The organism is Streptomyces sp. NPDC002520 (assembly GCF_053595235.1).
Map to the genome: position 1 here is coordinate 320,182 of NZ_JBSFXG010000002.1, position 20,430 is coordinate 340,611.

Annotated in this window: 26 protein-coding genes; 1 reads left to right on the forward strand and 25 read right to left on the reverse strand. The window is 69.5% G+C overall.

Annotation, left to right across the window (positions count from 1 at the left end; all coding sequences use genetic code 11):
- Positions 1 to 3 precede the first annotated feature (3 nt).
- The 16 genes from ACWD5D_RS04505 to ACWD5D_RS04580 all read right to left on the reverse strand — a co-directional run bounded on the left by ACWD5D_RS04505 (position 4) and on the right by ACWD5D_RS04580 (position 15,846).
- The gene (locus tag ACWD5D_RS04505) at positions 4 to 3,378 is read right to left on the reverse strand and encodes a hypothetical protein (RefSeq protein ID WP_451371283.1); all 3,375 of its coding nucleotides are present in this window, start codon (positions 3,376 to 3,378) and stop codon (positions 4 to 6) included.
- A gap of 12 nt (positions 3,379 to 3,390) precedes the next feature.
- Positions 3,391 to 6,315, reverse strand: coding sequence for a phage tail tape measure protein (locus ACWD5D_RS04510; protein WP_451371284.1), 2,925 nt, complete (start codon positions 6,313 to 6,315; stop codon positions 3,391 to 3,393).
- 176 nt (positions 6,316 to 6,491) lie between these two features.
- Complete coding sequence (locus tag ACWD5D_RS04515; protein ID WP_451371285.1) at positions 6,492 to 6,902, reverse strand: hypothetical protein; 411 nt, start codon at positions 6,900 to 6,902, stop codon at positions 6,492 to 6,494.
- A gap of 8 nt (positions 6,903 to 6,910) precedes the next feature.
- A complete protein-coding gene (locus tag ACWD5D_RS04520; protein WP_451371286.1) occupies positions 6,911 to 7,423 on the reverse strand; it encodes a hypothetical protein in 513 nt (170 codons plus the stop codon).
- Complete coding sequence (locus ACWD5D_RS04525) at positions 7,423 to 7,833, reverse strand: phage tail tube protein (protein ID WP_451371287.1); 411 nt, start codon at positions 7,831 to 7,833, stop codon at positions 7,423 to 7,425. Before ACWD5D_RS04525 ends, ACWD5D_RS04520 begins: the two co-directional genes overlap by 1 nt.
- A 62-nt stretch (positions 7,834 to 7,895) precedes the next feature.
- Positions 7,896 to 8,633, reverse strand: coding sequence for a hypothetical protein (locus tag ACWD5D_RS04530; protein WP_451371288.1), 738 nt, complete (start codon positions 8,631 to 8,633; stop codon positions 7,896 to 7,898).
- Between the two features lies 1 nt (position 8,634).
- Entirely contained in the window at positions 8,635 to 8,847 is a 213-nt protein-coding gene (locus ACWD5D_RS04535) for a hypothetical protein (protein WP_451371289.1), read from the reverse strand.
- A 14-nt stretch (positions 8,848 to 8,861) separates the two neighbouring features.
- Positions 8,862 to 9,311 (reverse strand): hypothetical protein, encoded by a 450-nt coding sequence (locus tag ACWD5D_RS04540; RefSeq protein ID WP_451371290.1) that lies wholly within the window; start codon positions 9,309 to 9,311, stop codon positions 8,862 to 8,864.
- Positions 9,312 to 9,319: 8 nt separating this feature from the next.
- Complete coding sequence (locus ACWD5D_RS04545) at positions 9,320 to 9,922, reverse strand: phage gp6-like head-tail connector protein (RefSeq protein ID WP_451371291.1); 603 nt, start codon at positions 9,920 to 9,922, stop codon at positions 9,320 to 9,322.
- A gap of 1 nt (position 9,923) precedes the next feature.
- Positions 9,924 to 10,133 (reverse strand): hypothetical protein, encoded by a 210-nt coding sequence (locus ACWD5D_RS04550; protein ID WP_451371292.1) that lies wholly within the window; start codon positions 10,131 to 10,133, stop codon positions 9,924 to 9,926.
- A 72-nt stretch (positions 10,134 to 10,205) separates the two neighbouring features.
- A complete protein-coding gene (locus tag ACWD5D_RS04555) occupies positions 10,206 to 11,597 on the reverse strand; it encodes a hypothetical protein (protein WP_451371293.1) in 1,392 nt (463 codons plus the stop codon).
- Between the two features lie 139 nt (positions 11,598 to 11,736).
- A complete protein-coding gene (locus ACWD5D_RS04560) occupies positions 11,737 to 12,408 on the reverse strand; it encodes an HK97 family phage prohead protease (RefSeq protein WP_451371294.1) in 672 nt (223 codons plus the stop codon).
- Positions 12,405 to 13,625, reverse strand: coding sequence for a phage portal protein (locus ACWD5D_RS04565; RefSeq protein ID WP_451371295.1), 1,221 nt, complete (start codon positions 13,623 to 13,625; stop codon positions 12,405 to 12,407). Before ACWD5D_RS04565 ends, ACWD5D_RS04560 begins: the two co-directional genes overlap by 4 nt.
- Positions 13,626 to 13,636: 11 nt before the next feature.
- Positions 13,637 to 15,199, reverse strand: coding sequence for a terminase large subunit domain-containing protein (locus ACWD5D_RS04570; protein ID WP_451371296.1), 1,563 nt, complete (start codon positions 15,197 to 15,199; stop codon positions 13,637 to 13,639).
- The gene (locus ACWD5D_RS04575) at positions 15,162 to 15,404 is read right to left on the reverse strand and encodes a hypothetical protein (protein WP_451371297.1); all 243 of its coding nucleotides are present in this window, start codon (positions 15,402 to 15,404) and stop codon (positions 15,162 to 15,164) included. Before ACWD5D_RS04575 ends, ACWD5D_RS04570 begins: the two co-directional genes overlap by 38 nt.
- A gap of 124 nt (positions 15,405 to 15,528) precedes the next feature.
- Complete coding sequence (locus ACWD5D_RS04580) at positions 15,529 to 15,846, reverse strand: HNH endonuclease (protein WP_451371298.1); 318 nt, start codon at positions 15,844 to 15,846, stop codon at positions 15,529 to 15,531.
- 104 nt (positions 15,847 to 15,950) lie between these two features.
- Between ACWD5D_RS04580 and ACWD5D_RS04585 the strand changes: the two genes are divergently transcribed.
- Complete coding sequence (locus ACWD5D_RS04585) at positions 15,951 to 16,490, forward strand: PH domain-containing protein (protein WP_451371299.1); 540 nt, start codon at positions 15,951 to 15,953, stop codon at positions 16,488 to 16,490.
- 72 nt (positions 16,491 to 16,562) lie between these two features.
- Here the strand turns inward: ACWD5D_RS04585 and ACWD5D_RS04590 are convergent, their stop codons facing one another.
- The 9 genes from ACWD5D_RS04590 to ACWD5D_RS04630 all read right to left on the reverse strand — a co-directional run bounded on the left by ACWD5D_RS04590 (position 16,563) and on the right by ACWD5D_RS04630 (position 20,083).
- On the reverse strand, positions 16,563 to 16,991 hold the full coding sequence (locus ACWD5D_RS04590) for a hypothetical protein (RefSeq protein ID WP_451371300.1): 429 nt from the start codon (positions 16,989 to 16,991) through the stop codon (positions 16,563 to 16,565).
- Between the two features lie 258 nt (positions 16,992 to 17,249).
- Positions 17,250 to 17,450, reverse strand: coding sequence for a hypothetical protein (locus ACWD5D_RS04595; protein WP_451371301.1), 201 nt, complete (start codon positions 17,448 to 17,450; stop codon positions 17,250 to 17,252).
- 101 nt (positions 17,451 to 17,551) lie between these two features.
- Positions 17,552 to 17,902: a hypothetical protein gene (locus tag ACWD5D_RS04600; RefSeq protein ID WP_451371302.1), complete on the reverse strand. Its 351-nt coding sequence runs from the start codon at positions 17,900 to 17,902 to the stop codon at positions 17,552 to 17,554.
- Positions 17,902 to 18,408: a hypothetical protein gene (locus ACWD5D_RS04605; protein WP_451371303.1), complete on the reverse strand. Its 507-nt coding sequence runs from the start codon at positions 18,406 to 18,408 to the stop codon at positions 17,902 to 17,904. The genes ACWD5D_RS04600 and ACWD5D_RS04605 overlap by 1 nt, the downstream gene beginning before the upstream one ends.
- A gap of 8 nt (positions 18,409 to 18,416) precedes the next feature.
- Positions 18,417 to 18,566 carry a hypothetical protein gene (locus tag ACWD5D_RS04610; RefSeq protein ID WP_451371304.1) on the reverse strand — a complete coding sequence of 50 codons (150 nt, stop codon included), beginning with the start codon at positions 18,564 to 18,566 and terminating at the stop codon, positions 18,417 to 18,419.
- Complete coding sequence (locus tag ACWD5D_RS04615; protein WP_451371305.1) at positions 18,563 to 18,910, reverse strand: helix-turn-helix domain-containing protein; 348 nt, start codon at positions 18,908 to 18,910, stop codon at positions 18,563 to 18,565. Before ACWD5D_RS04615 ends, ACWD5D_RS04610 begins: the two co-directional genes overlap by 4 nt.
- A complete protein-coding gene (locus ACWD5D_RS04620; RefSeq protein WP_451371306.1) occupies positions 18,907 to 19,290 on the reverse strand; it encodes a DUF6907 domain-containing protein in 384 nt (127 codons plus the stop codon). The genes ACWD5D_RS04615 and ACWD5D_RS04620 overlap by 4 nt, the downstream gene beginning before the upstream one ends.
- Positions 19,287 to 19,631 (reverse strand): hypothetical protein, encoded by a 345-nt coding sequence (locus ACWD5D_RS04625; RefSeq protein WP_451371307.1) that lies wholly within the window; start codon positions 19,629 to 19,631, stop codon positions 19,287 to 19,289. Before ACWD5D_RS04625 ends, ACWD5D_RS04620 begins: the two co-directional genes overlap by 4 nt.
- Positions 19,628 to 20,083: an RNA polymerase sigma factor gene (locus tag ACWD5D_RS04630; protein WP_451371308.1), complete on the reverse strand. Its 456-nt coding sequence runs from the start codon at positions 20,081 to 20,083 to the stop codon at positions 19,628 to 19,630. The genes ACWD5D_RS04625 and ACWD5D_RS04630 overlap by 4 nt, the downstream gene beginning before the upstream one ends.
- Between the last annotated feature and the right edge of the window lie 347 nt (positions 20,084 to 20,430).

The following is a 20,430-nucleotide window of genomic DNA, read 5'->3' on the forward strand; positions in this document are numbered from 1 at the left end:
CCCCTAGAGTGCGACTTGGGTCGGGTGGGCGAGCCACAGATCCGTGCCGGCCGACTGGGACTTGACGATGCCGTTGGCGCTGCGGGTCACGGTGAAGCGCTGCGGGTTGAGCACGGTGAAATCGTCGTAGGCCGCGGTGACCGGCAGCGTGTTCGTGTTCGTTGCCGAGAGGATCGACCGGACCCCGACCGATCCGGCAGCCGTCAGCGCGGTGTCCGTAGCCGTCGCCTGCCACAGCGTGGGATCAGGATCGGACGCCCTCCAGGCGCGCGCCTGCAGCGTCGACCCCTGTACCTGGAACCGCACCCGGAACAGGGTGCTCGCGGCGTGCGTACCCGGAATGGGCACCGACACAAGGTCGGTCTGTGCGCCGGCGACCCGCTTCTGAAGCACCAGGGTGAGCGTCTGGTCCGTGTTGAACGCCAGCCGCGCGTAGTAGTTGTTGTTCGCGTCCAGCCAGCGCGCGACCAGGCCCACATAGTGCGGGCCGCCCGCCGCGAGCACGCTGGTCGACGCGCTCACCACCACGTCCACATCAGCCGACGGTGCGGGCAGCACGCTGTATCTGGAGATGTTGATGCTGGTCTGCGAGTGCAGGCCCGCACTGCCGTTGACGCTGTAGTCGCTGCCGGTGCCGCCGGACGTCGACCACGTGCCGCCTGTGCTGGCCGTGCCCCAGCCGCTGCTGACCGTGCGTGTGAACGCGTCGCTCACCGCGGGGCCGATCGCGTTGACGGTCACCGCTTCACCGCCGACCAGAGCAGCGAAGGCGGTTTCCCACCTCCACACCGGTCCGTTCGTCACCTGGACGATCAGGGCGGTGTCGTTCGCAGTGGCGGCTGCGGCCAGCTTGGAGCCGTCGGTGTCGACCATGCCGAGCACAGGGTCGTCGGTCACGCCGACGCTCCACGGGCTGGCCGGGGTGCAGTTGAGCTGCAGGTCCCAGTCGTTGGGGTGCCCCAGGACTTCGCTGTAGCCCTGCACGATCAGGTCGATCGGGCCGGGCGGCAGCCAGGCGGGCGGGTTGGCGATCTGAACGCGGTCACCGCAGTCCAGCGCTGTGACCGCGTCGACGAGGGACGGGGCGGCGGCCAGGTCGAGGTTGACGACCGGGTAGCGTGCCTCGTCCACGGTGCCCAGGTGCAGCCGCCATGCGGCGTGCTGCGCGGGCTGGTCGTCGGTGTATAGGTTGAGGGTGACCGACTCGTCGTAGACGCCGACCCCGTTCGGCGGGGCCTGCGTCGACATGGCGCCCACGTCGAGGGTGGCTCGGGCGGAGGCGCCGCTGTCCCGGGTGACGGTGATGTCGTTGCGGACCGTCTGGTCGTCGTCGACGGGCTCCAGCGGCGGCGCCACATGGCCGGGCGTTGTGTAGTCCAGCAGCAGGGCCGGCGTCTGGTTGTACAGGGAGGCGCGGTCGCGGTAGACGAGCCCGAGCGTCTCGCGCCGCTCGTAGAAGATGCCGCCGTCCACGTCGGCCGCTTCCTCGAGCAGGGAGAGCAGCGTTTCCGGCCGCTGCGGCCCCATGCGTTCCTGCCCGTTCACCGAGCCGTACACGGTGACCGGGATGCTCTCTTCGGAGGCCAGTCGGTTCATGCGGGTGCCGGCGGTCTCCCCCCTGAACCCGTCGTCGGCGCTCTCGTAGACCGTGACGCCAGCGGAGGGGGCGGTGGTGCCTCCGATGTCGAAGGCGGCCAGATGGCCGATGGTCATGCCCTGGAATTCGGGTCCCCAGCTCCCCTTGATGCCGGTGAGGGTGCCGGGGGTGCCGAGGTAGGTGGTGCGTGAGTTGTACCAGGTGTTCGCGACGACGTCCCGCCAGGCCACGTTGAGGTAGGCGTTGGACCCGCTGACTGCCGAGTAGAACTGCAGCCGGTTCCACACCCCCGTGAAGGCACTGATGGCGTCGGCGCTGTTGAAGAGGAAGAACGCCACCACGTTGCCGTCGCCGTCCAGGCCCTGCACCCGGATCCCGGCGGTCGAGACGCGGCACACGACCTGGGCCACCCCGCCGCTGCCCGGGGTGAGATTCACGGTCAGCATGGTCTGCTCGACCGTTGGCAGGGACTGCAGTTTGTACACCATCTCGACGTGCCAGCCGCCGGCCTGCGCGCCGGGAACCCGGCCGTCCAGCGAGGCGCTCTGGCCGAGCGAGGGCAGAGGGTTGGAGCCGGCCGGGTAGTCGCTCCCACCGAACGCGATTCCGGACACCCTGAGCGGCTGGCCACCGCTGACCGCGGACGACGCCCGGGTGGCCGACGAGCCGTCCTCCATCGGCCAGTACGCCAGGGGGCGGGCGGACGGGATCCTGCGCCGCAGCGTGGAGTCGAGGGGCTTGGCGCCCTGCCCGTACCGGCGCAGCACCCCGGCGGCCTCGACGCTCACCCGGACGTCCTTGCCGGAGACGTCCCACCGGGGCGGCCAGGAGGAGACCTCGCCGACGAACCGAGTGCGCCGGTTGGAGATCACCGCTGAGCCTTGGAGCGTCCACGTCAGACCTGCACTGTCGGTAAAGCTGGTCGTGCCCGGCGTCCGTGCGGTGAAGTCCGGGCTGGCCACGACAGTGCCGTTGATTCCGGCGCGGACCTCGGCCTTGTACACCCGCCCGGCGACCGGGTAGCGCTGCGGGATCACGGTGAGGTCGGCGGGGGCCACCCGCAGCGGCGCTGTGCTGGCGAAGGTGGCGGTGGTGCCCGCCAGGGTCACCGGGGCGCCGAACTGCGTCCAGGGGCCGGCCATGGTGGGCGCCCAGTAGAAGGTTGCGGTGCGTCCTCCTGCGCCGTTGTCGATGTCCAGCGTGGCCCGCAGCGCGGCTCGCTCGGGCAGTGCGGGCAGGTTCTGGCTGAAGATGCCGCCGGTGAAGCCGTCGGTGCTGTGGTGCAGGGTGAGTGTGCCGTTCTGCAGGCGCAGCATGTACGCCTTCTGGTTGCCGGCCGGTTCCCACTTGCCGATCAGGACCTGGGGGTTGTTCTGGTTCCAGTTGGTCTCGCCGTCCCAGCGCAGGTCCAGGTCGCCGGTGATGTCGAGCGCCGCAACATCAGGGGTGCCGGCGTAGTTGGCCGGGTTGCCGTCCAGCTCGAGGTACGACGTCGGCCCGGGCACGGATACCCGCAGCAGGGTGTTGCGGCCGATGAGTCCGTACAGGTCGCTGCGGGGGTTGCGCGGCGAGTACCGGCCGACGACGCCGGGGGCGACCCTGGAGGCGCTGTTGTTGAAGGTGAGCGTGCACTTGCCGGGGTCGGTGCGGGCGCTTTCGTCCGCCCGGCCCCGGGAGATGCTGATCTTCTCGGCGGTGTACACGTCCGCCGTGACGTTGGACCAGGCGCCGTTGATGAGCAGCTCGATCCGCACGTCCAGCGGAGTCTGGGGGAACGCCACGGTCCTGCCTCCCTACTGCCCGAAGGCGACTTGTACGTTGCCGCGCCCCTGGACGCGGGTGATCTTCCGCATGAGCTTGTGGAAGTCGTCCTCACCACGGCCCGTCTCGAACCGCACCAGCACGGTTACTCCGCCGCTCTGGGCACCCATCTGCGGTGCCATGCCGGTCAGCGGGCGCGGACGGGGGGCGGACAGCTCGGGCCGGACCAGCTGGCGCATGGCGGCATCCAGCTGAGGCGCGGTCTGCTGCATGCCCTTGACCACGCCCGGCGGGATGAACCGGCCCACCTCGTCGGCCATCAGCGTCGAGGGCGAGTGGATACCCAGCGCCTTCTTGATGGCTTCGGACATGCCTTCGGCGATCTTCAGCATCTGCTTCTCGATCGCCTTCTGTTCCTTCTGCAGGCCCTTGACGATGCCCTGAGCGGCATTGATCCCCGCCCCGTACATGGCCTCGCCCGCAGCGGACCCGGCCTGGCCGGCGGCCGAGACGAGCTGGCCCTGGGTGGCGTTGATCTGCTTGATGGTGCCCTTGTCCGCCGTGGCCAGCGCGGTCGCGGCCGCCGAGCCCCCCTCGACACCCGCCTGCGCGATCTGCGCGATCAGGTCGCCTCGGACGCCCTTCTTCCGCAACTGGGCGAGGTTCGCGGCGAACTGCTTGGCCTGGGCGAGTTTGGTCTGAAGGCTGGTCAGGATGGTGTCGCCGGTGACCGGGCCTCCGCTGGTGTTCTGGGTGATGTTGGCCGCGTCCAGCACGCCCTTCTTGACGTCGGCGGCCAGCTTGTCCCGGGACTTGATCAGGTCGGCGAGGTGTTTGTTGGCGCTCTTCAGCTTCGCCGCGACGGCACTCTCGTGGTTGGCCAGCTTCATCAACTGGCTGGTCCCGGAGTTGATGGTGGCCAGGGCCTTGGCCTTCTTCTTGCCCGGTGCCATGGCGTCACGGACGATGTCCGCGAGCTTGGTGGCAGCGGCCTTCACCTGCTTGGTCGAGCCGGTCAGACCCACGATCAGGCCGCGGGCGATCCAACGGCCCTGCGCAGTCGTCACCTTGGACGGGCTGGCGATCCCGAGCGCTTTCGCGATCGGGCCAGGGATCGCCGACTTGGCCCAGCCGATCAGCTTGGACTTGATCCATCCGCCCATGCTGCTGATACCGCGCCACAGTCCCTGGACGACAGCCACGCCCTTGGACACCAGCAGGTTGTTCAGGGACGCGACGGCTTTGCCGATCCTGCCCGGCAGGCCGGCCATCCACTTGACCAGGTCCCAGGCCTTCTGGATGGCCCACAGGTGCATCTTGATGAAGTAGCCGAGGACCAGGCCGGGCAGTGCCCCCAGTCGCTTCACTCCGCTGAGGATGAAGCCGGCCGCGGCCTGGATCTTCTTCCAGACCCAGTCCCACACCATGAGCGTGTACTTCTTGACCAGGTCCCACTTGGCGATGATCAGAATGACCAGGCCGACGACGATCGCGATGACCCAGCCGACCGGGCCCATGGCGATCAGCCACTGAGCGGCCATGACCGCAGCCCAGGCCACAGCGCGCGCGGCCATGAGCAGGAACTGGGCGCCGGAGACGACCGCGGCCCGGATGACCGCGAGGACCCAGGTGCCGATGGAGACGAGCGCGGAGCCGGTCCAGGCGGCCGCGGTCGTCAGCGCGGAAGCCACCGCCCCGGCGGCGATACGCAGGTAGGCCATGAGACCGATGCCCATCATCCGCATCCAGTTACCGATGACGGTCCAGGCCGAGGCGGAGATGATGGCGTTGGCGCCAGCCACCACGGCTGAGATGGTCGAGTAGGTCACCATCGCCGCGCGGACGACCAGGACCGTGCCCGCCAGACCCATCAGCGTGTACACCAGCGGTTGGAACACGCCCTGGTTCTCCGTGGCGAACTGGATGAACGTCCCGGAGACCTCGGCCAGCTTCGTCACGGCCTTGCGCTTGAAGGACTCAAGCGCCGAGGCCGGGGTATCGCCGACCGTCTTCGCCATCTTGTCGGCGGCGCCGCCGACCTTCCCCAGTGCGTCGACGGCCGAGGACGGGTCCAGTGAGTAGAGCGCGGCCCCTAGGTCCTCGGCCTGGGTTCCGAACAGCTGGACGGCGGCCTGGGATTGCGCGACCGGGTCCTTGATGCCGCGCAGCCGGTCGAGGGTGATGTCGAGGGCCGAGGCGGCCGAGGAGCCGCCCTTGCCAATCCGTGTGGCCATGTCGTCGGCGCTCAGGCCGATGGCCTTGAAGCCCTGCGCCGTGGTGGTGCTGCCGTCGACGGCCCGGATGCTGAATTCCTTGATGCTGTCCGCGACCAGGTCGGCGTCGCGCGCGCCGCCCTTGAGGCCTTGGGAGAGCAGCCCCATGGCGGTCTTGCCGTCGAGGCCGAATTTTCTCCATTGGGTCCCGTATTCGTTGACGGTGTCCAACAGGTCGTCGGCCTTGTTGGCGCCGGTCTGAAAGCCGCGGGTCAGGATGTCGAACGCCTCGTCGGCATTCTTCGCCAGACCGGTCTTCAGCATCTGGCCGACGGCCGCTGTCGTGGGCCCGACCTCCTGGTCGAAGGTGTCTGCCAGGGCAAGTGCCTTGGTGGTGATCCCCTCGAGCCCGCCCTCGACCTGGGAGACATCGCCGATGTTCTGGTAGACGCCACGGATCGCGTCGTCAACGGTCTGGATCGAATCGCCCCACGCGTTGGCGTAGACGCTGGCGGAGACCTTGGACAGCTCGGCCGCTTTCTCGGGACCGATGCCGAGCTGCGCGGCCAACTTGCTGCTGGCGGCCGACATGTCGAGGCTGGCCGCGACACCGACGCCGAGCGCGCCCGCAACGCCTGCGCCGATGCCGGCGGCCGCGGTGTCGAACCGTTCCCGGACCCGTGACAGGGTCTCGCCGGTCCGATCCCGAGCGACCAGGTTAAACACGAGCGACGTGTCGCTCACGCCGAACACCCCCTTCACCAGGGGGCGTCAGCCCCTTTTCAGTTCTTCACTGGCCTTGCGCTGGGCTTCCTCGTATGCGTCGAGCCAGTCGAGGAGCGCGTCGGTTTCCTCGACGGTGCACGCGTCCCAGTCCCGTGGCCGCATGCCGAGCAGGTGGGCGGCGTCGCCGATCCGGCTCAGTCGGCGACGGGCAGCTGGGCTTTTCCCTCGTCCTCGGGGTCCTCGTAGGCCTCGGCGATCTCGGCGTCGAGCTTGGCGAGGACGGCGGCACGCTCGTCGCCGGACGCGGACTCGGCGACGGCCTCCCGCATCTCGGCCAGCTCGCCCTTGCTGTACTCCAGCTTCAGCTCGTCCCACGCGAAATCGACGTCGTCGAACTTGACCGTGGGGTGCTCGCGCTTGAGGTAGGTGTACAGCAGGGCCCGGCGGCACAGGGACGATCCCTGGATGACGTCCTTGGTGAACTCGGACCAGTTGCGGCTGGTGATCCGCTCGATGTTCTCCCGCTCGGCGGACATGACCTTGCGCGGGTTGTACTTCCAGCGCTTCGGCTCGTCGCTGCCCTCGGGGCTGTAGACCAGGTACATCGCTCTCCCTATCGGGCCCGGTCGGCGATGCGCCGGGCCATGTTCTCCATCGCCGCCTCGACAGCGGCCTTATAGACGCCCTCGCGCCCCTGAAAGCTGCGGTCGAACCAGTCGACCTTGCCGCGCTGCTGCACCCAGACCTCGCGGTTGCCCCAGACCGGGTGACGCCAGCCGCTGGCGCTGTTCGTCCGCTTGGGCGCGTTGGGGAACCCGCGGACGTTCTTGGTCTTGAAGGCCTTCACGCGAGCGCCGGACCAGCGGCCGCCCAGCTTCACCTCGGGCCGAATCTTCCGCGCGATCGACGCCCGCAGAGCCGGGGCGGTCCGCAGACCCGCCGAGGACATCGACATGATCTGCGACTTCGCCTCGGCCGCTCCGGGCTTGAGGGCCTCGCGCATGTCCCGCGCCAGCTCCTTGCGGAGCTGCTTGCCGTCCTCCTCGGCCCGGATCGCGCGCACCAGGGCGTCCAGGCCCTCGACGGTCTCGACGCCCAGATTGAACGGCGGGCCTCCGCCGGCCATCAGCTGGTCGCGCGCGTCACGGCGCCGGAGGTGGGGAAGGACAGGCCGACCGTGGCCTCGTCGCCGACGCTGCCCTCGATCGGGTTCCATCCCTTGATCAGGATGTTGCCGGTGTACTTGGGGTTCGTGGCGCTGGCCGCCGCCACGTCGGGGCGGACCTCGAACGGCACCACGGTCCCCAGCAGCGGCCACATGGTCGCGTCGAGCTGGGAGGCGGCGAAGTCCTGGAGGAACTCGACAGCCAGCTCGCCGGACTTCAGGCCGCCGAGGACTTCCTTCCAGCCCGCGCTGGCGTAGTTGGTGACGTCCTTGTCCTCGACCTCGACCGACAACTCGGCCTTCTTGGTGAAGGTGTTCAGGGTCTGGCCGTTGATCGACAGGAACTGAGCGAGAAGAACCATCTTGGGCATGACGGCGGCCCCCTTTCAGGGCATGACGACGGGCCCGGAACGGGCCGGACTGGGTGTAGCGGCTACTGGATGCCGAGCGTGGCGACGAACAGGAACGATGGCGTTGTGCCGGAGATCGTCCAGGCAACGCGCCACCAGGGGTCAGTGATCGCCGTCCCGGCGGTGCGCAGGATCTGGCCCCCCACTGTGGTCGCGGCAGTGAACGTGAGCCGAGTCGTGGGCGCCGAGAACGTGTTGTCGACGCTGGATTCGACGCGGGCGGTCAGGCTCGGCGTGGTGCCGGCCACGGACAGCACGTGCAGGGCGGCGTGCAGACGCTTGCCCGCGAGGACGGCGCCGAGGTTGAGGCTGGTCCCGGTGCCCGTCGTGGTGCGGGCAGTGCCGGGCGGGTGGGCGAACTGGCCGCGGACCAGAGGCCAACTGCTCTTGGCGGTGCCAGACCACGGGGCGATCTCGCCGACGGCATCGAACAGCTTGTAGTCCGAGCGCAGCGCGTTCGTGAAATACGCCAGGTCTCCGACGTTCGCGGCGTTGTTGGCGCTGACCGACCAGGGGCCGACGCCGCCGATGGTGGCCCAGGATCCGTCGTCGACCTCCGTGGGGTCGCCGGCCTCCCACTGGCCCTCCGCAGAGATCTCCGCCGAGGCGATGCCGCCGAGGACCTCCTTCCACCCGTTCGAGGCGTAGTTTGTGGCGTCCTTGTCCTCGACCTCGCTGCTCAGTTCGACCTTGTTCGAGTTGCCGGTCAGGTCGACGCCGACCGCGAAGGCGCGCACGTTGGTGAGAATCGTCTTGCCCACGTCACTCCTCCCCCTCGGCGGTTGCCTTGCGACGGCCGCGGCGCGGCTCGGCCGGCGCCTGGTCGGCCTCGTCCTCAGCGTTCTGCGGGACTTCCTCGGCGATACCGGAGGCCACGAGGTGGCTGGCCTCGGCGGTGGGCAGGTCGGCGGTCTTGCCCTTGGCGGGCCACGGTTCGCCGTTGCGCGCGGCGCCTTCGGGCATGTCGACCAACATGCGGATTCTCATGATCAGGTGTTCCCGTCTCCGATGACCTTGATCATCAGCTCGGCGCCGACATAGGTGGCGTCGGCGTGCTCGTACCAGCGGTAGCCCTGGATCCGCATGACGTGCAGATCGTGGGCCAGACCACCCAGCGCGTACTGGCCGGGCGCCCCGCGTGCTACCTCGATCGCGGCCTTCAGCGACCCCGGACCGGAGCCGGACAGCATGCCGTCGAGGAGCCGCTGGGCCGAGCGGTCATCCGCGCGGGAGACCAGCACCCGGCAGGTGAACGTCAGCTCGTCCAAGCCGCGGGCCATGGCCCGGTCGAATTCCTGCTCGTACTCGGCGACGAAGAAGTGCGGCGCGACCACGGCATCCGGGACGTAGCCCGTACAGGTCAGCTTGGCGATGCCGTCCGGCATGACGACCGCCCGGGCCGCGCTGGCGAGGGCGTCGCGAATGGCGGAAATCTGCATGGTGTCCCCTATCCGAAGCCCGGCAGGATGTACGGCTCGATCAGCGCCCACACGTCCGGGTCCCGGCGGGACAGGTTCCGCAAGCCCCACTCGGCCGAGCCGATGATGCCCTCGGGGGAGTCCTTGCGCTTGTACAGCCGGGTGGCCTGGATGAGACAGGCCTGGGCGATGTCGTGCGGGACGTCCGGCCAGCCGAAGTGTGCGGTGACCCGGATGCGGGTGAACGAGGTGCCCCAGATGCTGTTGGGCCGCAGCAGCCCAGTGATCGGGTTGCCGTCGGCCAGAGCGTTGTCGGGCGTCGCCTCGTAGCCGGTGACGGTCGTGTACGTGCCGCCCGCGGTCGACGCGGACTCCACCGTCATCCCGGTGATGCTGCCGATGTCGTCGACCAGGAGCACGTTCCCGTCTTCCTCGCGGACGATCCGCTGGTACAGCCGGTAGGTGCGCGCCGTGGCGACATCGTCCAGCCAGAACCGGCGCCCGGTCGCCCGGTCGATGCCGCGCGACGCGGCCGTGAGCGCCTTGTCCAGCAGAGCGTCCCGAGTCGTGTCGGCGACCTCGATGCCCAACTGCGCCTTGAGTTCGTCACGGGTGGCGTACTCGGTGGCCATATCAGGCGGTCTCCGTGCTCCGTGCCCTGCGGCCCTTGGGCGGCGTCGACCGGGACGACGGCTTGGCGGACTCGGACTTGCCGGAGGCAGGCGGCTGGACGCCGTGCAGCCGCAGCTGTTCGTCGACCTGGGCAACGCGGTCGGTGAGACCGGACTGGACCAGGCCCTCACGCTCACGCAGCAGCGCGGCGACCATCGGGTCTTCGCTCATGGCGGACTCCAGAGAGTTGGGCGGACCACGAGGGCCCGCCCCGGTGTGGGGCGGGCCCTGCATGGCGAGGGATCAGACGCCGGTGAAGGCCGGCGCGACCAGACCGGTACCGGTGACCTTCTGGGCCTGCGAGTACCGCGAATGCGTGTACGCGGCGTACCCGTACACGACCAGCAGGACACCGAGGCTGGCGACCGCGGGCTGCTCGGCCCGGATGAACATCGGCGCCGACGGGTCCTCCCACAGGTGGCACTCGTTGCGGTCGGCGACGTAGATCTCGTCCTGGTTGGTGCCAGCGCCGAGGTTCGTCACCACGTTGTTGTCGACGATCACCGGAGTGCCGTTCGGCAGAACACCGCGCACCCCGGACCCGTAGGTGTTGGCGAGGTTGTTGCCGCCCATCTGCGCGGCGATGCCCGGCTGCGAGATCAGCGGCCACGTCGAGGACAGGCCGTTCTGCAGCCAGTACCAGCGCCGCGAGTGCATCACGACGATGTTCTCGCCGGAGGCCATGTCGAGCATCGCGGACTCGACGCCGGACAGGCCCGCGATGACCTGCGGGTACGCCTCCACCACCTTCGGAGCACCCGAGGTGTACGTGATGGTCGTCGCCGAGGCGGCCAGACCGGTCGTCGCCTGGTTGAGCAGCGTGTTGTCCAGCGTGGTCGCGTAGCGGCGGAACAGGTCGTCCAGGACGATCGGCTCCACGCCCGAGCCGCGCTCGATCGCCTGCCGGGACAGGGTCTGCTGACCCGCGATCGTCTGGACCGGGATCGTGAGCAGCGTGTCGTCGATGTCCTGGTTGGCGACGGCCGTGTTCTCCGAAGCCTGGATCGCGGTGCTGGTCGGCGTGGTGATGCGGGACAGGTTGACCGTCATGCCCTGCGCGGGCAGGTCGTGGTGACGGCAGGCGTCCGCGAACGGGCGCCGGGCGGCCGCTGCCGGGGCGTACAGGTCGGTGAGGTACTGCGGCACCACCAGACCGGAGAACGCGCCCGTACCGGCCGCACGCTGCAGTTGGTCGCCGCGAAGCGTCCGCTCCTCGGCCATGTGCCGGGCCAGCCGGTCACGGGCCTCGTAGTCGCCCAGGAACGCCGCGGCGACATCCCGCTCGAAGTGCTGGCCGCGCCGGTCCTGGTCGGCCCGGTACGTGCGCTCCTCGGCGCCCACACGGGCAACCTGGTCGTAGGCCGGCGCTCGGGTTGCGGCCGGGGTGTTACGGGCCTGCAGCGCGGCGATCTCCGCCTCGCGGGCCTCCTCGGCGAGCAGCTCATCGAGGGCGGTCTGCCGACGGGTGACCTCGGCGTCAGCCGTGTCACGCCGCTCGACCTGGGCGCGCACGGCGTCCTCGGTCAGGTTCTCGTCGGAGCGGAGCGCGACCAGCGCGTCCTGCTCCTGCTGTCGGGTGGTGATCGCCGTGTCCAGCGCGGTGCGCGCCTGGGCGATCAGCTCGGCGAGAGTCATCTCGTCGGTCCTCTCTTCTCATGGATTCCAGGCGCCCCGTGTCCAGGTCAGACGGCCACCCGAGGCCTTGGCGCCGGGTGGGCTCGTGCGCGTGAAGCGCAGGGCAGAACTCCCGCCGGGCGGCGGGAAACTCAAGGGGTCAGCGGGCGATGGCGAGTTCCAGGAGCGCGCGGGCCCGGCTGTTCACTGCGGCTGCGGGCTGGCGCATGCTCGCCCCGGTGTACGGGTTGGCGCCGTAGCCGACGATCGCGACGTCGCCGCGGTGGATGTCGTACCGGTTGATGCGGTACTCGGTGTAGTCCGGGGACCACTGGCCGGACTCGATGCGGAACGCGAACGACATCTCGTCGATCAGCCCCGCCCGCAGCTTCGGCGCGATGTACGCGACATCGTGGTCTGCAGGGTCCAGGGCGGGCGCGTGGACGGACAGCCCCGCGTCGTCCTCGGTGAGGACCAGCGTGCCGGTCGTCGTCCGTGCCAGGCGCCGCAGCTGGTCATGCCCGAGCACAAGCGGCACGTCCAGGTCACCGCGCGCCAGGGAGTCCGTACCGGCGCCCTGCGACACGATCTCCGTGTACGGGCCGAACATGTCCCACATCTCGTAGCCCTGCTCGTACACCGAGGCGTGCCCGCGGAACTCCAGCGTGCCGCCGTCGACGGAATCGCGGACCTGGACGCCGGACAGGGCGCCCCGCACGACGGCCCTGGAGCCGGTCTGCTCGCCGCTGCGGCGCTGCGAGGGCCGGTCGGCGCGCTGGCGCACGTGCTGGGCTCGTTCCGCCGCCGCGGCGGCGAGCGTGGAAACGGTCATGACGTTGCTCCCGTCGGGGCGGTCGGAGGTGGCGTGGGCACGGAGCGCGAACCGAAGAGCCGGTCGAACTCGGCCAGCTGGTTCTCGGTGAACGGCGGCCGGTCCTCGAGGGCCCGCGCCTCGGACGGGGCGAGCGTCCTTGAATTGATCTGGCTGGCGATCGTCCGCGCGCGGGCCTCCGGGTCCATCCGCAGCAGCGCATCGGCGTTGAACTTGACGTAGCGCGGCCCGGACACGAGCTTGCGACTGAACGCGTCCTCACGGCGGCCCACGGCCGGCCCCAGATGCATGATGAGGAACTGCAGGTTGCGCTGGGTGATGCTGGCGTAGGTGATGCTGCTGCCCGACACAGCCGCGTCGATCATGTCGCCGGGCACACCGAAGAACCGGGCGATGTCCCCGAGCCCGTACTGGCGGGCCTCGATGAACTGGGTTTGCTGCGCCACAGCCTGGATGGGCTTGTACTCCCAGTCGGCGCCGTGCACGAACACGTCACCGTTGGAGACTGCCGCGCGGAACGACTCCTTCGCCTCCCGCGCGTTCTTCTTGTCGAGCAGCTTGTTGGTGTTCTTCAGCGTGCCCGAGGGGACGACGCCGGCCGCGAACCAGTCCCGGGCGAACTGCTGCGCGTTCAGGGACTCTTCGATCGTCCACGCCGCATACGCCACCGGGGACAGACCCAACGGCAGCCCGGCCACGGTGTACTGCTTCTCGTGCCAGACGTCCCACGGGTCGTACTCGGCTCCACAGATCTTGTACTTCGTGATCTGCGAGCCGTTGGCGCGGACCGTGACGTCCCCCAGGTTCACCAGGTCGATGCGCCCAGGCAGGCCCCGCCCGTCCGGTCCGATCACGCCCGAGCGTTCGGTGATCAGCCCAAAGCAGTTCCCCGCCCGGTCCAGGTCGAATTGGGTGGAGTACATCCACTCCTTGATGCCGACCTGCTGCCCGCCCGGAGTGACCAGGACGGGAGGCTTCGACACCTCCACCTGCAGGCCCTGCACCATGCGGTAGACGTCGATCGGCATCATCGACACCAGGTCCGCACGCAGCCGCAGTGCTCCCCAGACTGCGGAGTGCCGCAGTGCGGTGTCGTTGGTGACGTGCACGCCGCTGCCGCCGAGGCGGCCCTCACGGGACAGGTTCAGCAGATCCTCGGCGGTGATGATGTTCGCGTCCCGCTTGAAGACGCGCCGCACCTTCGACCAGGTGCCCATACGTGCCCTCCCTACAGGAACGAATCGCTCACGTCGTAGTCCTCTTCGACCTGCGGGCCCCGGATGAGCAGCGCCCAGCGGGCGAAGACGGCCGCGCACAGTGGGCTGATGTCCACCTGGCTGGACGTGCGGTCCAACTGCCAGGCGTCCCCGTTACGGCGCGTCCTTGCCCCGTTTACCGCGGCGGTGAGCGGCACCTGGTCGGTGTGCCGGAGCGTGCCCTGGTTCATGGCGTCGGCCAACTGCCCGCACGCCTCCGTGACGTCCCCAGTGCGCATCACCGCCAGGTCGCCGCGCACCGGATGCTCCTTGTCGGCGGGCACGTCGATCCCGGCCGCGATCAGGTCGTCGATGAGCGACCCGGCCGGCGTCCCGGACGAGGCGATGGCCACCGCCACCGGCTTCCACAAGTCGCGCAGCCGGACCATGGCGGGCACCACCCAGTCCGTACCCGGGCGGCGCGCGACGACCTCGAGGTGCACGCGTCCGTCCGGCAGCTTGGACGCGGCCGCGATCGACGCGGACGAGCGGTCCTGCGAGACGTCGATGGCGAACGCCACGCTGGACGCAACCGGCCGGCTCTTCGCGTCAACGAGGCCAGGCCACTTCAGCTTGGGCACGTTCGGATCGGTGGGCGGCGTCGGCTTCCTGGTGCGGTTCAGGTAGGCCCGGTCGAACTCGGCCGGGTCCATCTTCTCCAGCTCGGCCCGGATCACGTCCTCAGTGACCGTGTGCCCGAGCGCGGGCAGCGTCGCGTACCAGGTCGCCGGGTCGTCCCGCGGCATGTCCTCCGGGGCGAACCACTCGAAGTACGCCGCCCGCGGCCGGACCGCCGACGGGTCCTCGGCCAGCGCAGCCCACAAGGCCTCGATCAGCTTCCGGCCGATCTCCCGCTTCTTGTTCAGCCACGCCGACTTCGTCGTACCGCCGGCAGACGCCCACCACAGTTGCGCCATCTTCCGGGTGAGCATGGCCGGGCTGAACGCCTGCTCCAGCCGGTCATCCTCGTGTGCGAACGCCTCGTCGATGAACCCCATGTCGAGCGGCGGGCCGTGGCCGGCCTTCTCCGTGTTCGCGGTGATGCCCATCTTGGAACGTGTGCGGCCCCACAGGATGGCCTCGTTGCCGTTCGACTTCCGGATGCGCGCCATCTTGGCCAGGTCCGAGCCTGAGATCTTCTCCCAGAACTCGTCCTCCCACCGCTGCCGGGCCATGCCCCGGGTCTGCGCCGCGTACACGATGTTCTGCCGCGGGTAGGCCAGCGCCCGGTGGACCTGGGCGCCCAGGCACAACTCCGTCTTGCCCTGCTGCCGGGAAACCGACAACCCCACCTCGCGGTGCGCGAACAGTCCGGTGTCCGGGTCCAGTTCGAGGGCGACGTCGGTCACGTACTTCTGCCAGGGCATGGGTGGCGCGTCGAGTTTGGCCATGACCTTCCACAGCTTCGGACCCAGCGACGGCCGGTCCGGATGCCGAGGCGTGCCCCACAGCGGCGGGCACTCCAGCCCGTATCGCTCCTTGAGGTCCTCGGCGAACTCAGTCGGGGGACGCCAGGTCTCCGAGGTCGTCGTCATCGTCTGCGGCCCGCCCCTCCAGCAGCTGGGCGAGCGTCTGCCGGAGCTCGCGGTTCAACTGGGGCAGTTGGCGGCCGTCCTCCCCTCCGCCGGCGTCGATCTCGCGGGCGAGGGTGTACGCCATCTCGGACAGGGACGGCTCTACGCCGACCAGGTCGCCGAGCTGCTCGACGTCGTCCCGGACGGCCTTCTCGACGGGGCCCACAGCCGCCCCCTTCCAAGATCGTTCCGACGGAATCGGGCCGGGGGGGAGAAAAATGAAAGCTGGGCGCGGGGTTGAGAAGACGATCTTTCCTAAAAAATCTTGGGAGATCCCGAGCTGACCGCGATCAATGCGCCTTCGACCTGCATGTTTGTGGTCCCGCGAACCAGTCGACCGAGGTCGTCAGCTGCACCACCTCGGCGAGCGAGCGAGCGCCCTTCTCGCTGTTGCACTTCCTCAGGCAGACGGGGCAACCGGCCACGCCGTGGATGGGTGCGAGGTTGTCGGGGTCGAGGCGAGCGCCGCCCTTGCTGACGGGGTGGACGTGGTCGGTGGTGTCGGATGCGCCGTGGCCACACACGATGCACACGTCGGACGCGGCAAGGATGCGGGCGCGAAGCTGGCGATAGGCGTAGCTCGTGAGCTCGCCGCGATCGGTAGCCACGTCACCTCGCCGTCGGTCATTTGGTACCCGATGACGGCTGATACCCGTGTGCTGCATCAGGCCCGTCGATACGATCCCACCACCATCAAGATGGGGGGACTGCCATGGTGGCGTTCAACGTGCGACCGGACATCGACGCAGCGGCCGAGAAGTTGTCCAGTGCCTTCGGTGCGAAGCGCGAGATACAGCGACTGCCCGAAGTGCTGTGGGAGGGCGAGACGGTGGAGATGCTCGCCACCGGCGTGTACGGGAAGGGGAACGGCTTGCTGGCGATGACGAACCAGCGGCTGGTCTTCTATCTCAACGGGCTGATGTCCCAGAGGGTGGAGGACTTCCCCTACGGCAAGATCAGTTCGGTGCAGTGGACCGGCGGCATGCTGATGGGGACGCTGACGGTGTTCACGTCGGGCAACAAGGCCGAGATCAAGCAGGTGCCGAAGGACCAGGGGAAGGCTCTCGCTGATCTGCTGCGGCAGCGGATCTCCGGTGTCGCTCCGAGCGCCGCGGCCCAGGCCGCGCCCCCTGCTGCGCCGGCCGGTGACATCGCTTCGCGGCTGGCGACCCTGGACCAGCTGCGCGCTGCTGGTGCGATCACAGACGAGGAGTACCGGGACCGCCGGACAAAGATCCTGGACAGCCTCTAGGCGAGCGCGACGAAGCCTCGACCTGGTTTCCGGGTCGGGGCTTCGCCGTTGCGTCTGTGGTGCCCTTTGTCGTCAGGACGCGCAGAAGCTTGCCTTGAGTGCGGCGTTGATGGCCTTGGCCTCGGCGTCGGTGACCTCGTGGTCGCTGGTGGAGAAGCGGGCCTTGGCGGTCATGTCGGCGTTGCCGCCGCCGTTGATGGTCGAGCACTGGTTGCGCGAGTTGTCGATGGCCTTGTCCTCGTCCGCGACGAGCGCGGGGTTGATGGCCTTGAGGACTTCGAGGAGCGCGGTGCGCTCGGCGCCGGTGGGCTCGGCCGGGATGCCGGCTGCCTTCTCTGCGTCGCTGTTGTCCACGGACTTCGATGCCTTCGGTGCGCTGGCCTTCGGTGCGCTGGCCTTGGTGGGCTCGGTCTTGGCGCCGCTGTCGTCGCTGCTGCTGCAGCCGACGAGGGTGATGGCGAGCGTGGCGGTGATGGCCGCGATGGTGGTGCGGATGCGCATGGTCCCCCCATGGATCGATGGTGCTGAGCAGCCATCATGCAACATGTGAGGTTCCAGTGAAGAATTAGTGATCATGCTGTGACGCGACGAAGCCCCGGCCGACCGAGCCGGGGCTTCGTCGTGGTTCTCCGGGGGCCACAACCACCTCGATGGGTGGAGGGATCCAGTTCCCTGGTTCCGGCCTTGTCCCGGCAGTCTGTGGTGCCGGTTGAGGGCACAGTTGTTCACCGAGATCGTTACACGCTGCCTGAGCTGCGGTCAAGCGGCCTTGCGTGTAGCGCGCTTGGCGGCGAGGGCGTAGACGTCCTGGACGGCGTACCAGGGCTGGCGGGCGGTGCCGCCAGAGCGCTGGAGCTGGCCGCGGTGGACGAGCAGGCGGACGCCGCCAAGGGTGATGCCGAGTTCCTGTGCGACCTGGTGGGCGGTGACGTGGCCGGGGCGGATGTTCTGCGACTCCATGACCCCATGATGCAGGGTCGTTCAGTGGCCGCAGTGGGGCTTGGTCCACCAGCCGCAGGTGGCGCAGTACTCGTAGCCGAGGGCGGCGGCGAGGCGTCGGATCATCGCGCGGTCACCTCCTCTGCGGTACTCGGGTCGGTGGTGTGCTCGATCTCGGGGAAGATCGTCAACCCCTCCCCTGGCCCCTTCCGTACTTCTCGCACGCGTGTGGTCTCACGTGCGTAAACGTCCTGAGAGGGGGGTTCAGGGGGCGGTGGGGGAGTGGCGGACGAATCGGACATGCGTCGGGCGGACCGCCAGAGCGCGACCGTTCCGGCCGTCACGACCGTGAGGACGCCGGCCGCCTCGTCCACGGCGAACGCGCCCGCCACCGCGGCCCCGCCGAGGACGACCAGGACGCACGCCCCGGCCGCCCGGGACCGCTCCTCCGGCTCCTCTGTGCGCGCGGCCATCACAGCGCCCCGTAGACGGTGTCACCGAGCCAGCTGACGCCCAGCGCCAGGGGTGCCGCCGCGAATCCGGCCACGCCCGCGCTCGTGCCGAGGCAGACACCGCACCAGGCGCCGCGCTTGATGTCGGAGCCGTACCGGCTCTTCTTCACCGCGGCAAGGAGCGCGACGGTGAGGATCAGGACGACGGCACCGCCGGCCTGGGTGAGGGGCACGTAGGTGACGCCGCGGGCGTGCTGGCCCATGTGTCCGCCGACGCCCCAGACCAGGGCGACGTCGCCGAGCCAGTTGGAGATCCAGCGGGTAGCGCGGCCGAACCAGCCGATCAGGCCGCCGACGCCGAGGACGGTGAGGGCTCCGTAGCACCAGGCGATGAGGAACGGGGCGAGCGTGGCGGCGTGGCGGGCGGGGTCTTTGCGGAGGGCTTTGAGGCCGGGCCACCAGTGGACGAGGTGGTGGATGAGGAGGCAGATGCCGACGGTGACACCGCCGTAGGTCACGTACTGCACGAGCGGTCCTATCGGAGGACGGCCACGGCGAGCGCGGCGAGGGTGAGGATGAAGGCGGCGGTCCCGGTGATGCGGGGCACGTCGTGGAGCGCGATGGCGCACAGCCCGACGAGGGCGAGCAGCGAGGCGGCGGCGAAGGAGACCGTGAGCCACCTCATGGCGCCACCTCCGGGTGCGTCTCCAGGACGCTGTCGGCGATGGCGCGGATCGCGGCGCGCGCCACGGCGACGTTGTGCGCCGGGGTGTCCGGTACGGGGCGCATGGCGCGGAGGACGGCGAGAGCTTGGCGCAGGGGAGCGTCGAGCCGGAGCACGAGCACGTCGTCGTCCTGCGGCGCGGGCGGCGCACTGGTGGCGCGGATGGCGTCCATGTCGCGGCGCACGGTGTCTTTACTGACGCCGAGCTGTGCGGCGATGGCGCGCGCCGACAGATCGGGGTCGTGCGCCAGGAGCTGCGCCACCTCGGCGCGGCGCGCGTCCATGGTGGGGGTCGGCTGACTCATCGTGCGCCACCCCCGGCGAGGATCCCGGTGAGCTGGTCGGCGAGAGCGCGCAGCTCGTCGGCGTACCGGTCGAGGGCGGCCGCGAGCTCGTACAGGCCGGCGGGGTCGAGGGTGCGGGCGATGACGCTGACGGACACGCCGGGCGTGCGGCTGCTCAGCTCCGGGACGTCGATCTCCGTGAACGGGGACTGGACGAGGCAGGCGTCGGTGATGTGGTGGCCCCGGAAGGCGAGGGTGACGTCGGGGCCGCTGTGGTGGATGTCGGCGCGCAGGTCGTCGGGCCGGTGGTTCGGGTGCCCCTGGCACCAGTCGGGTTCGATGACGGTGACGTCGCCGTGGTCGCTGGTGGGCAGGGTGATGGTGCGGGGCTCGATGCTCACAGGTCACCGCCCTGCTCGGCGGGGAGGGTGACGGCCTCGGACCAGGTCTTGCCCGCGTCGAGGGCGGCCTGGGCCTGGTCGACGGTGACGTATCCGGCGACGGGGTGCTTGGCGAGGCGCCCGCGCAGGTACTGGGCGTTCCAGGCCGGGCCCATGTCGGGGCCGAGGTCGGTGTCCCCGAGGGCGCTGCGCAGGGCGAGCCGGGCGTACACGACGCGGTCGTTCAGCAGGCGGTCGTGGGCCTCGGTGCCGCCGAAGGTTGCCGGGTGGGGAAGATCGATCGCTTCCAGCACGGCCGCCAGCAGGTCGCGCACGGGCTCGGGAAGGTCGAGGTTGGTCACCGGGCCACCGCCTCGGCGCGGACACGGCGCAGGGCTTCGTTCATGTCCGAGTCAGAGGCGCCGGGGCGGACCGGGACGGTGTAGGCGCCGGCCGGGGCCAGCTCGCGGTTGGTGAACCGCCAGTGGCCGGTGTCGGTGGGGACCTCGCTGGTGTTCTTCTTCCACCGGTAGTGCTCGGTCACGGTGCGGCGGGCGATGGTGGCGAGCCACCCGTACATCTGGGCGTCAGTGGTGGCCCTGCACTTGTGGAGGTCGAGCCAGGCGCGGAAGAAGGTGTCGGCGGTGAGGTCCTCGGCGAGGTCGAGTGCGCCGAGGCGGACCTCGCGGGCGACGAGGCGCGCGATGCGGGGCTGGTGACGGGCGTAGATGGCGGCGAACCGCTCGTTGAGCTGCTCCGCCGGGGTGGGGGTGACCTGCGCACCAGTGGGCGCGCTAAGGTTCCGCTGGGTCATGACGAGCCTCTATCTCGTTCGTGATCAAGTGGTGGTCCCGGCGGCCGGTAGGGTCGGCTTTGCCGGGGCTGCCCGCTTTACGGGCCTATTCGTTTGTGGTCGGGGCGCGACCCGGGAGTAGGGTTCCCGTGCCGTGCTGGATGATCGCTTTCCGTACTGCGCTGGCGTCGATACCGAGAACCTCGGCGACTGCCTTCCTGGATCCCAGTTCGCGTACTCCGTCTTCGAGCGCTATTGCTCGCCTCTGAGCACTCTCCGAGATCTGGCCGAGCAGTCGCTCTCGTTCACGGTCTTCGGCTTCAACACGTGCGCGCCAATGTGTTGTTGGCACATCCTCACCGTAGCGT

Excerpts from the sequence above, each read along its gene's own strand:
- ACWD5D_RS04520 (WP_451371286.1), bottom strand. The coding sequence starts at position 7,423 with ATGGCCGGCGGAGGCCCGCCGTTCAATCTGGGCGTCGAGACCGTCGAG.
- ACWD5D_RS04630 (WP_451371308.1), bottom strand. The coding sequence starts at position 20,083 with ATGACCCAGCGGAACCTTAGCGCGCCCACTGGTGCGCAGGTCACCCCC.
- ACWD5D_RS04565 (WP_451371295.1), bottom strand. The coding sequence starts at position 13,625 with ATGGGCACCTGGTCGAAGGTGCGGCGCGTCTTCAAGCGGGACGCGAAC.
- ACWD5D_RS04515 (WP_451371285.1), bottom strand. The coding sequence starts at position 6,902 with ATGTACCTGGTCTACAGCCCCGAGGGCAGCGACGAGCCGAAGCGCTGG.
- ACWD5D_RS04590 (WP_451371300.1), bottom strand. The coding sequence starts at position 16,991 with ATGCGCATCCGCACCACCATCGCGGCCATCACCGCCACGCTCGCCATC.
- ACWD5D_RS04610 (WP_451371304.1), bottom strand. The coding sequence starts at position 18,566 with ATGAGGTGGCTCACGGTCTCCTTCGCCGCCGCCTCGCTGCTCGCCCTC.
- ACWD5D_RS04560 (WP_451371294.1), bottom strand. The coding sequence starts at position 12,408 with ATGACCGTTTCCACGCTCGCCGCCGCGGCGGCGGAACGAGCCCAGCAC.
- ACWD5D_RS04595 (WP_451371301.1), bottom strand. The coding sequence starts at position 17,450 with ATGGAGTCGCAGAACATCCGCCCCGGCCACGTCACCGCCCACCAGGTC.
- ACWD5D_RS04540 (WP_451371290.1), bottom strand. The coding sequence starts at position 9,311 with ATGCAGATTTCCGCCATTCGCGACGCCCTCGCCAGCGCGGCCCGGGCG.
- ACWD5D_RS04600 (WP_451371302.1), bottom strand. The coding sequence starts at position 17,902 with ATGGCCGCGCGCACAGAGGAGCCGGAGGAGCGGTCCCGGGCGGCCGGG.
- ACWD5D_RS04585 (WP_451371299.1), top strand. The coding sequence starts at position 15,951 with ATGGTGGCGTTCAACGTGCGACCGGACATCGACGCAGCGGCCGAGAAG.
- ACWD5D_RS04545 (WP_451371291.1), bottom strand. The coding sequence starts at position 9,922 with ATGGCCACCGAGTACGCCACCCGTGACGAACTCAAGGCGCAGTTGGGC.
- ACWD5D_RS04525 (WP_451371287.1), bottom strand. The coding sequence starts at position 7,833 with ATGCCCAAGATGGTTCTTCTCGCTCAGTTCCTGTCGATCAACGGCCAG.
- ACWD5D_RS04555 (WP_451371293.1), bottom strand. The coding sequence starts at position 11,597 with ATGACTCTCGCCGAGCTGATCGCCCAGGCGCGCACCGCGCTGGACACG.
- ACWD5D_RS04535 (WP_451371289.1), bottom strand. The coding sequence starts at position 8,847 with ATGTTGGTCGACATGCCCGAAGGCGCCGCGCGCAACGGCGAACCGTGG.
- ACWD5D_RS04615 (WP_451371305.1), bottom strand. The coding sequence starts at position 18,910 with ATGAGTCAGCCGACCCCCACCATGGACGCGCGCCGCGCCGAGGTGGCG.
- ACWD5D_RS04570 (WP_451371296.1), bottom strand. The coding sequence starts at position 15,199 with ATGACGACGACCTCGGAGACCTGGCGTCCCCCGACTGAGTTCGCCGAG.
- ACWD5D_RS04550 (WP_451371292.1), bottom strand. The coding sequence starts at position 10,133 with ATGAGCGAAGACCCGATGGTCGCCGCGCTGCTGCGTGAGCGTGAGGGC.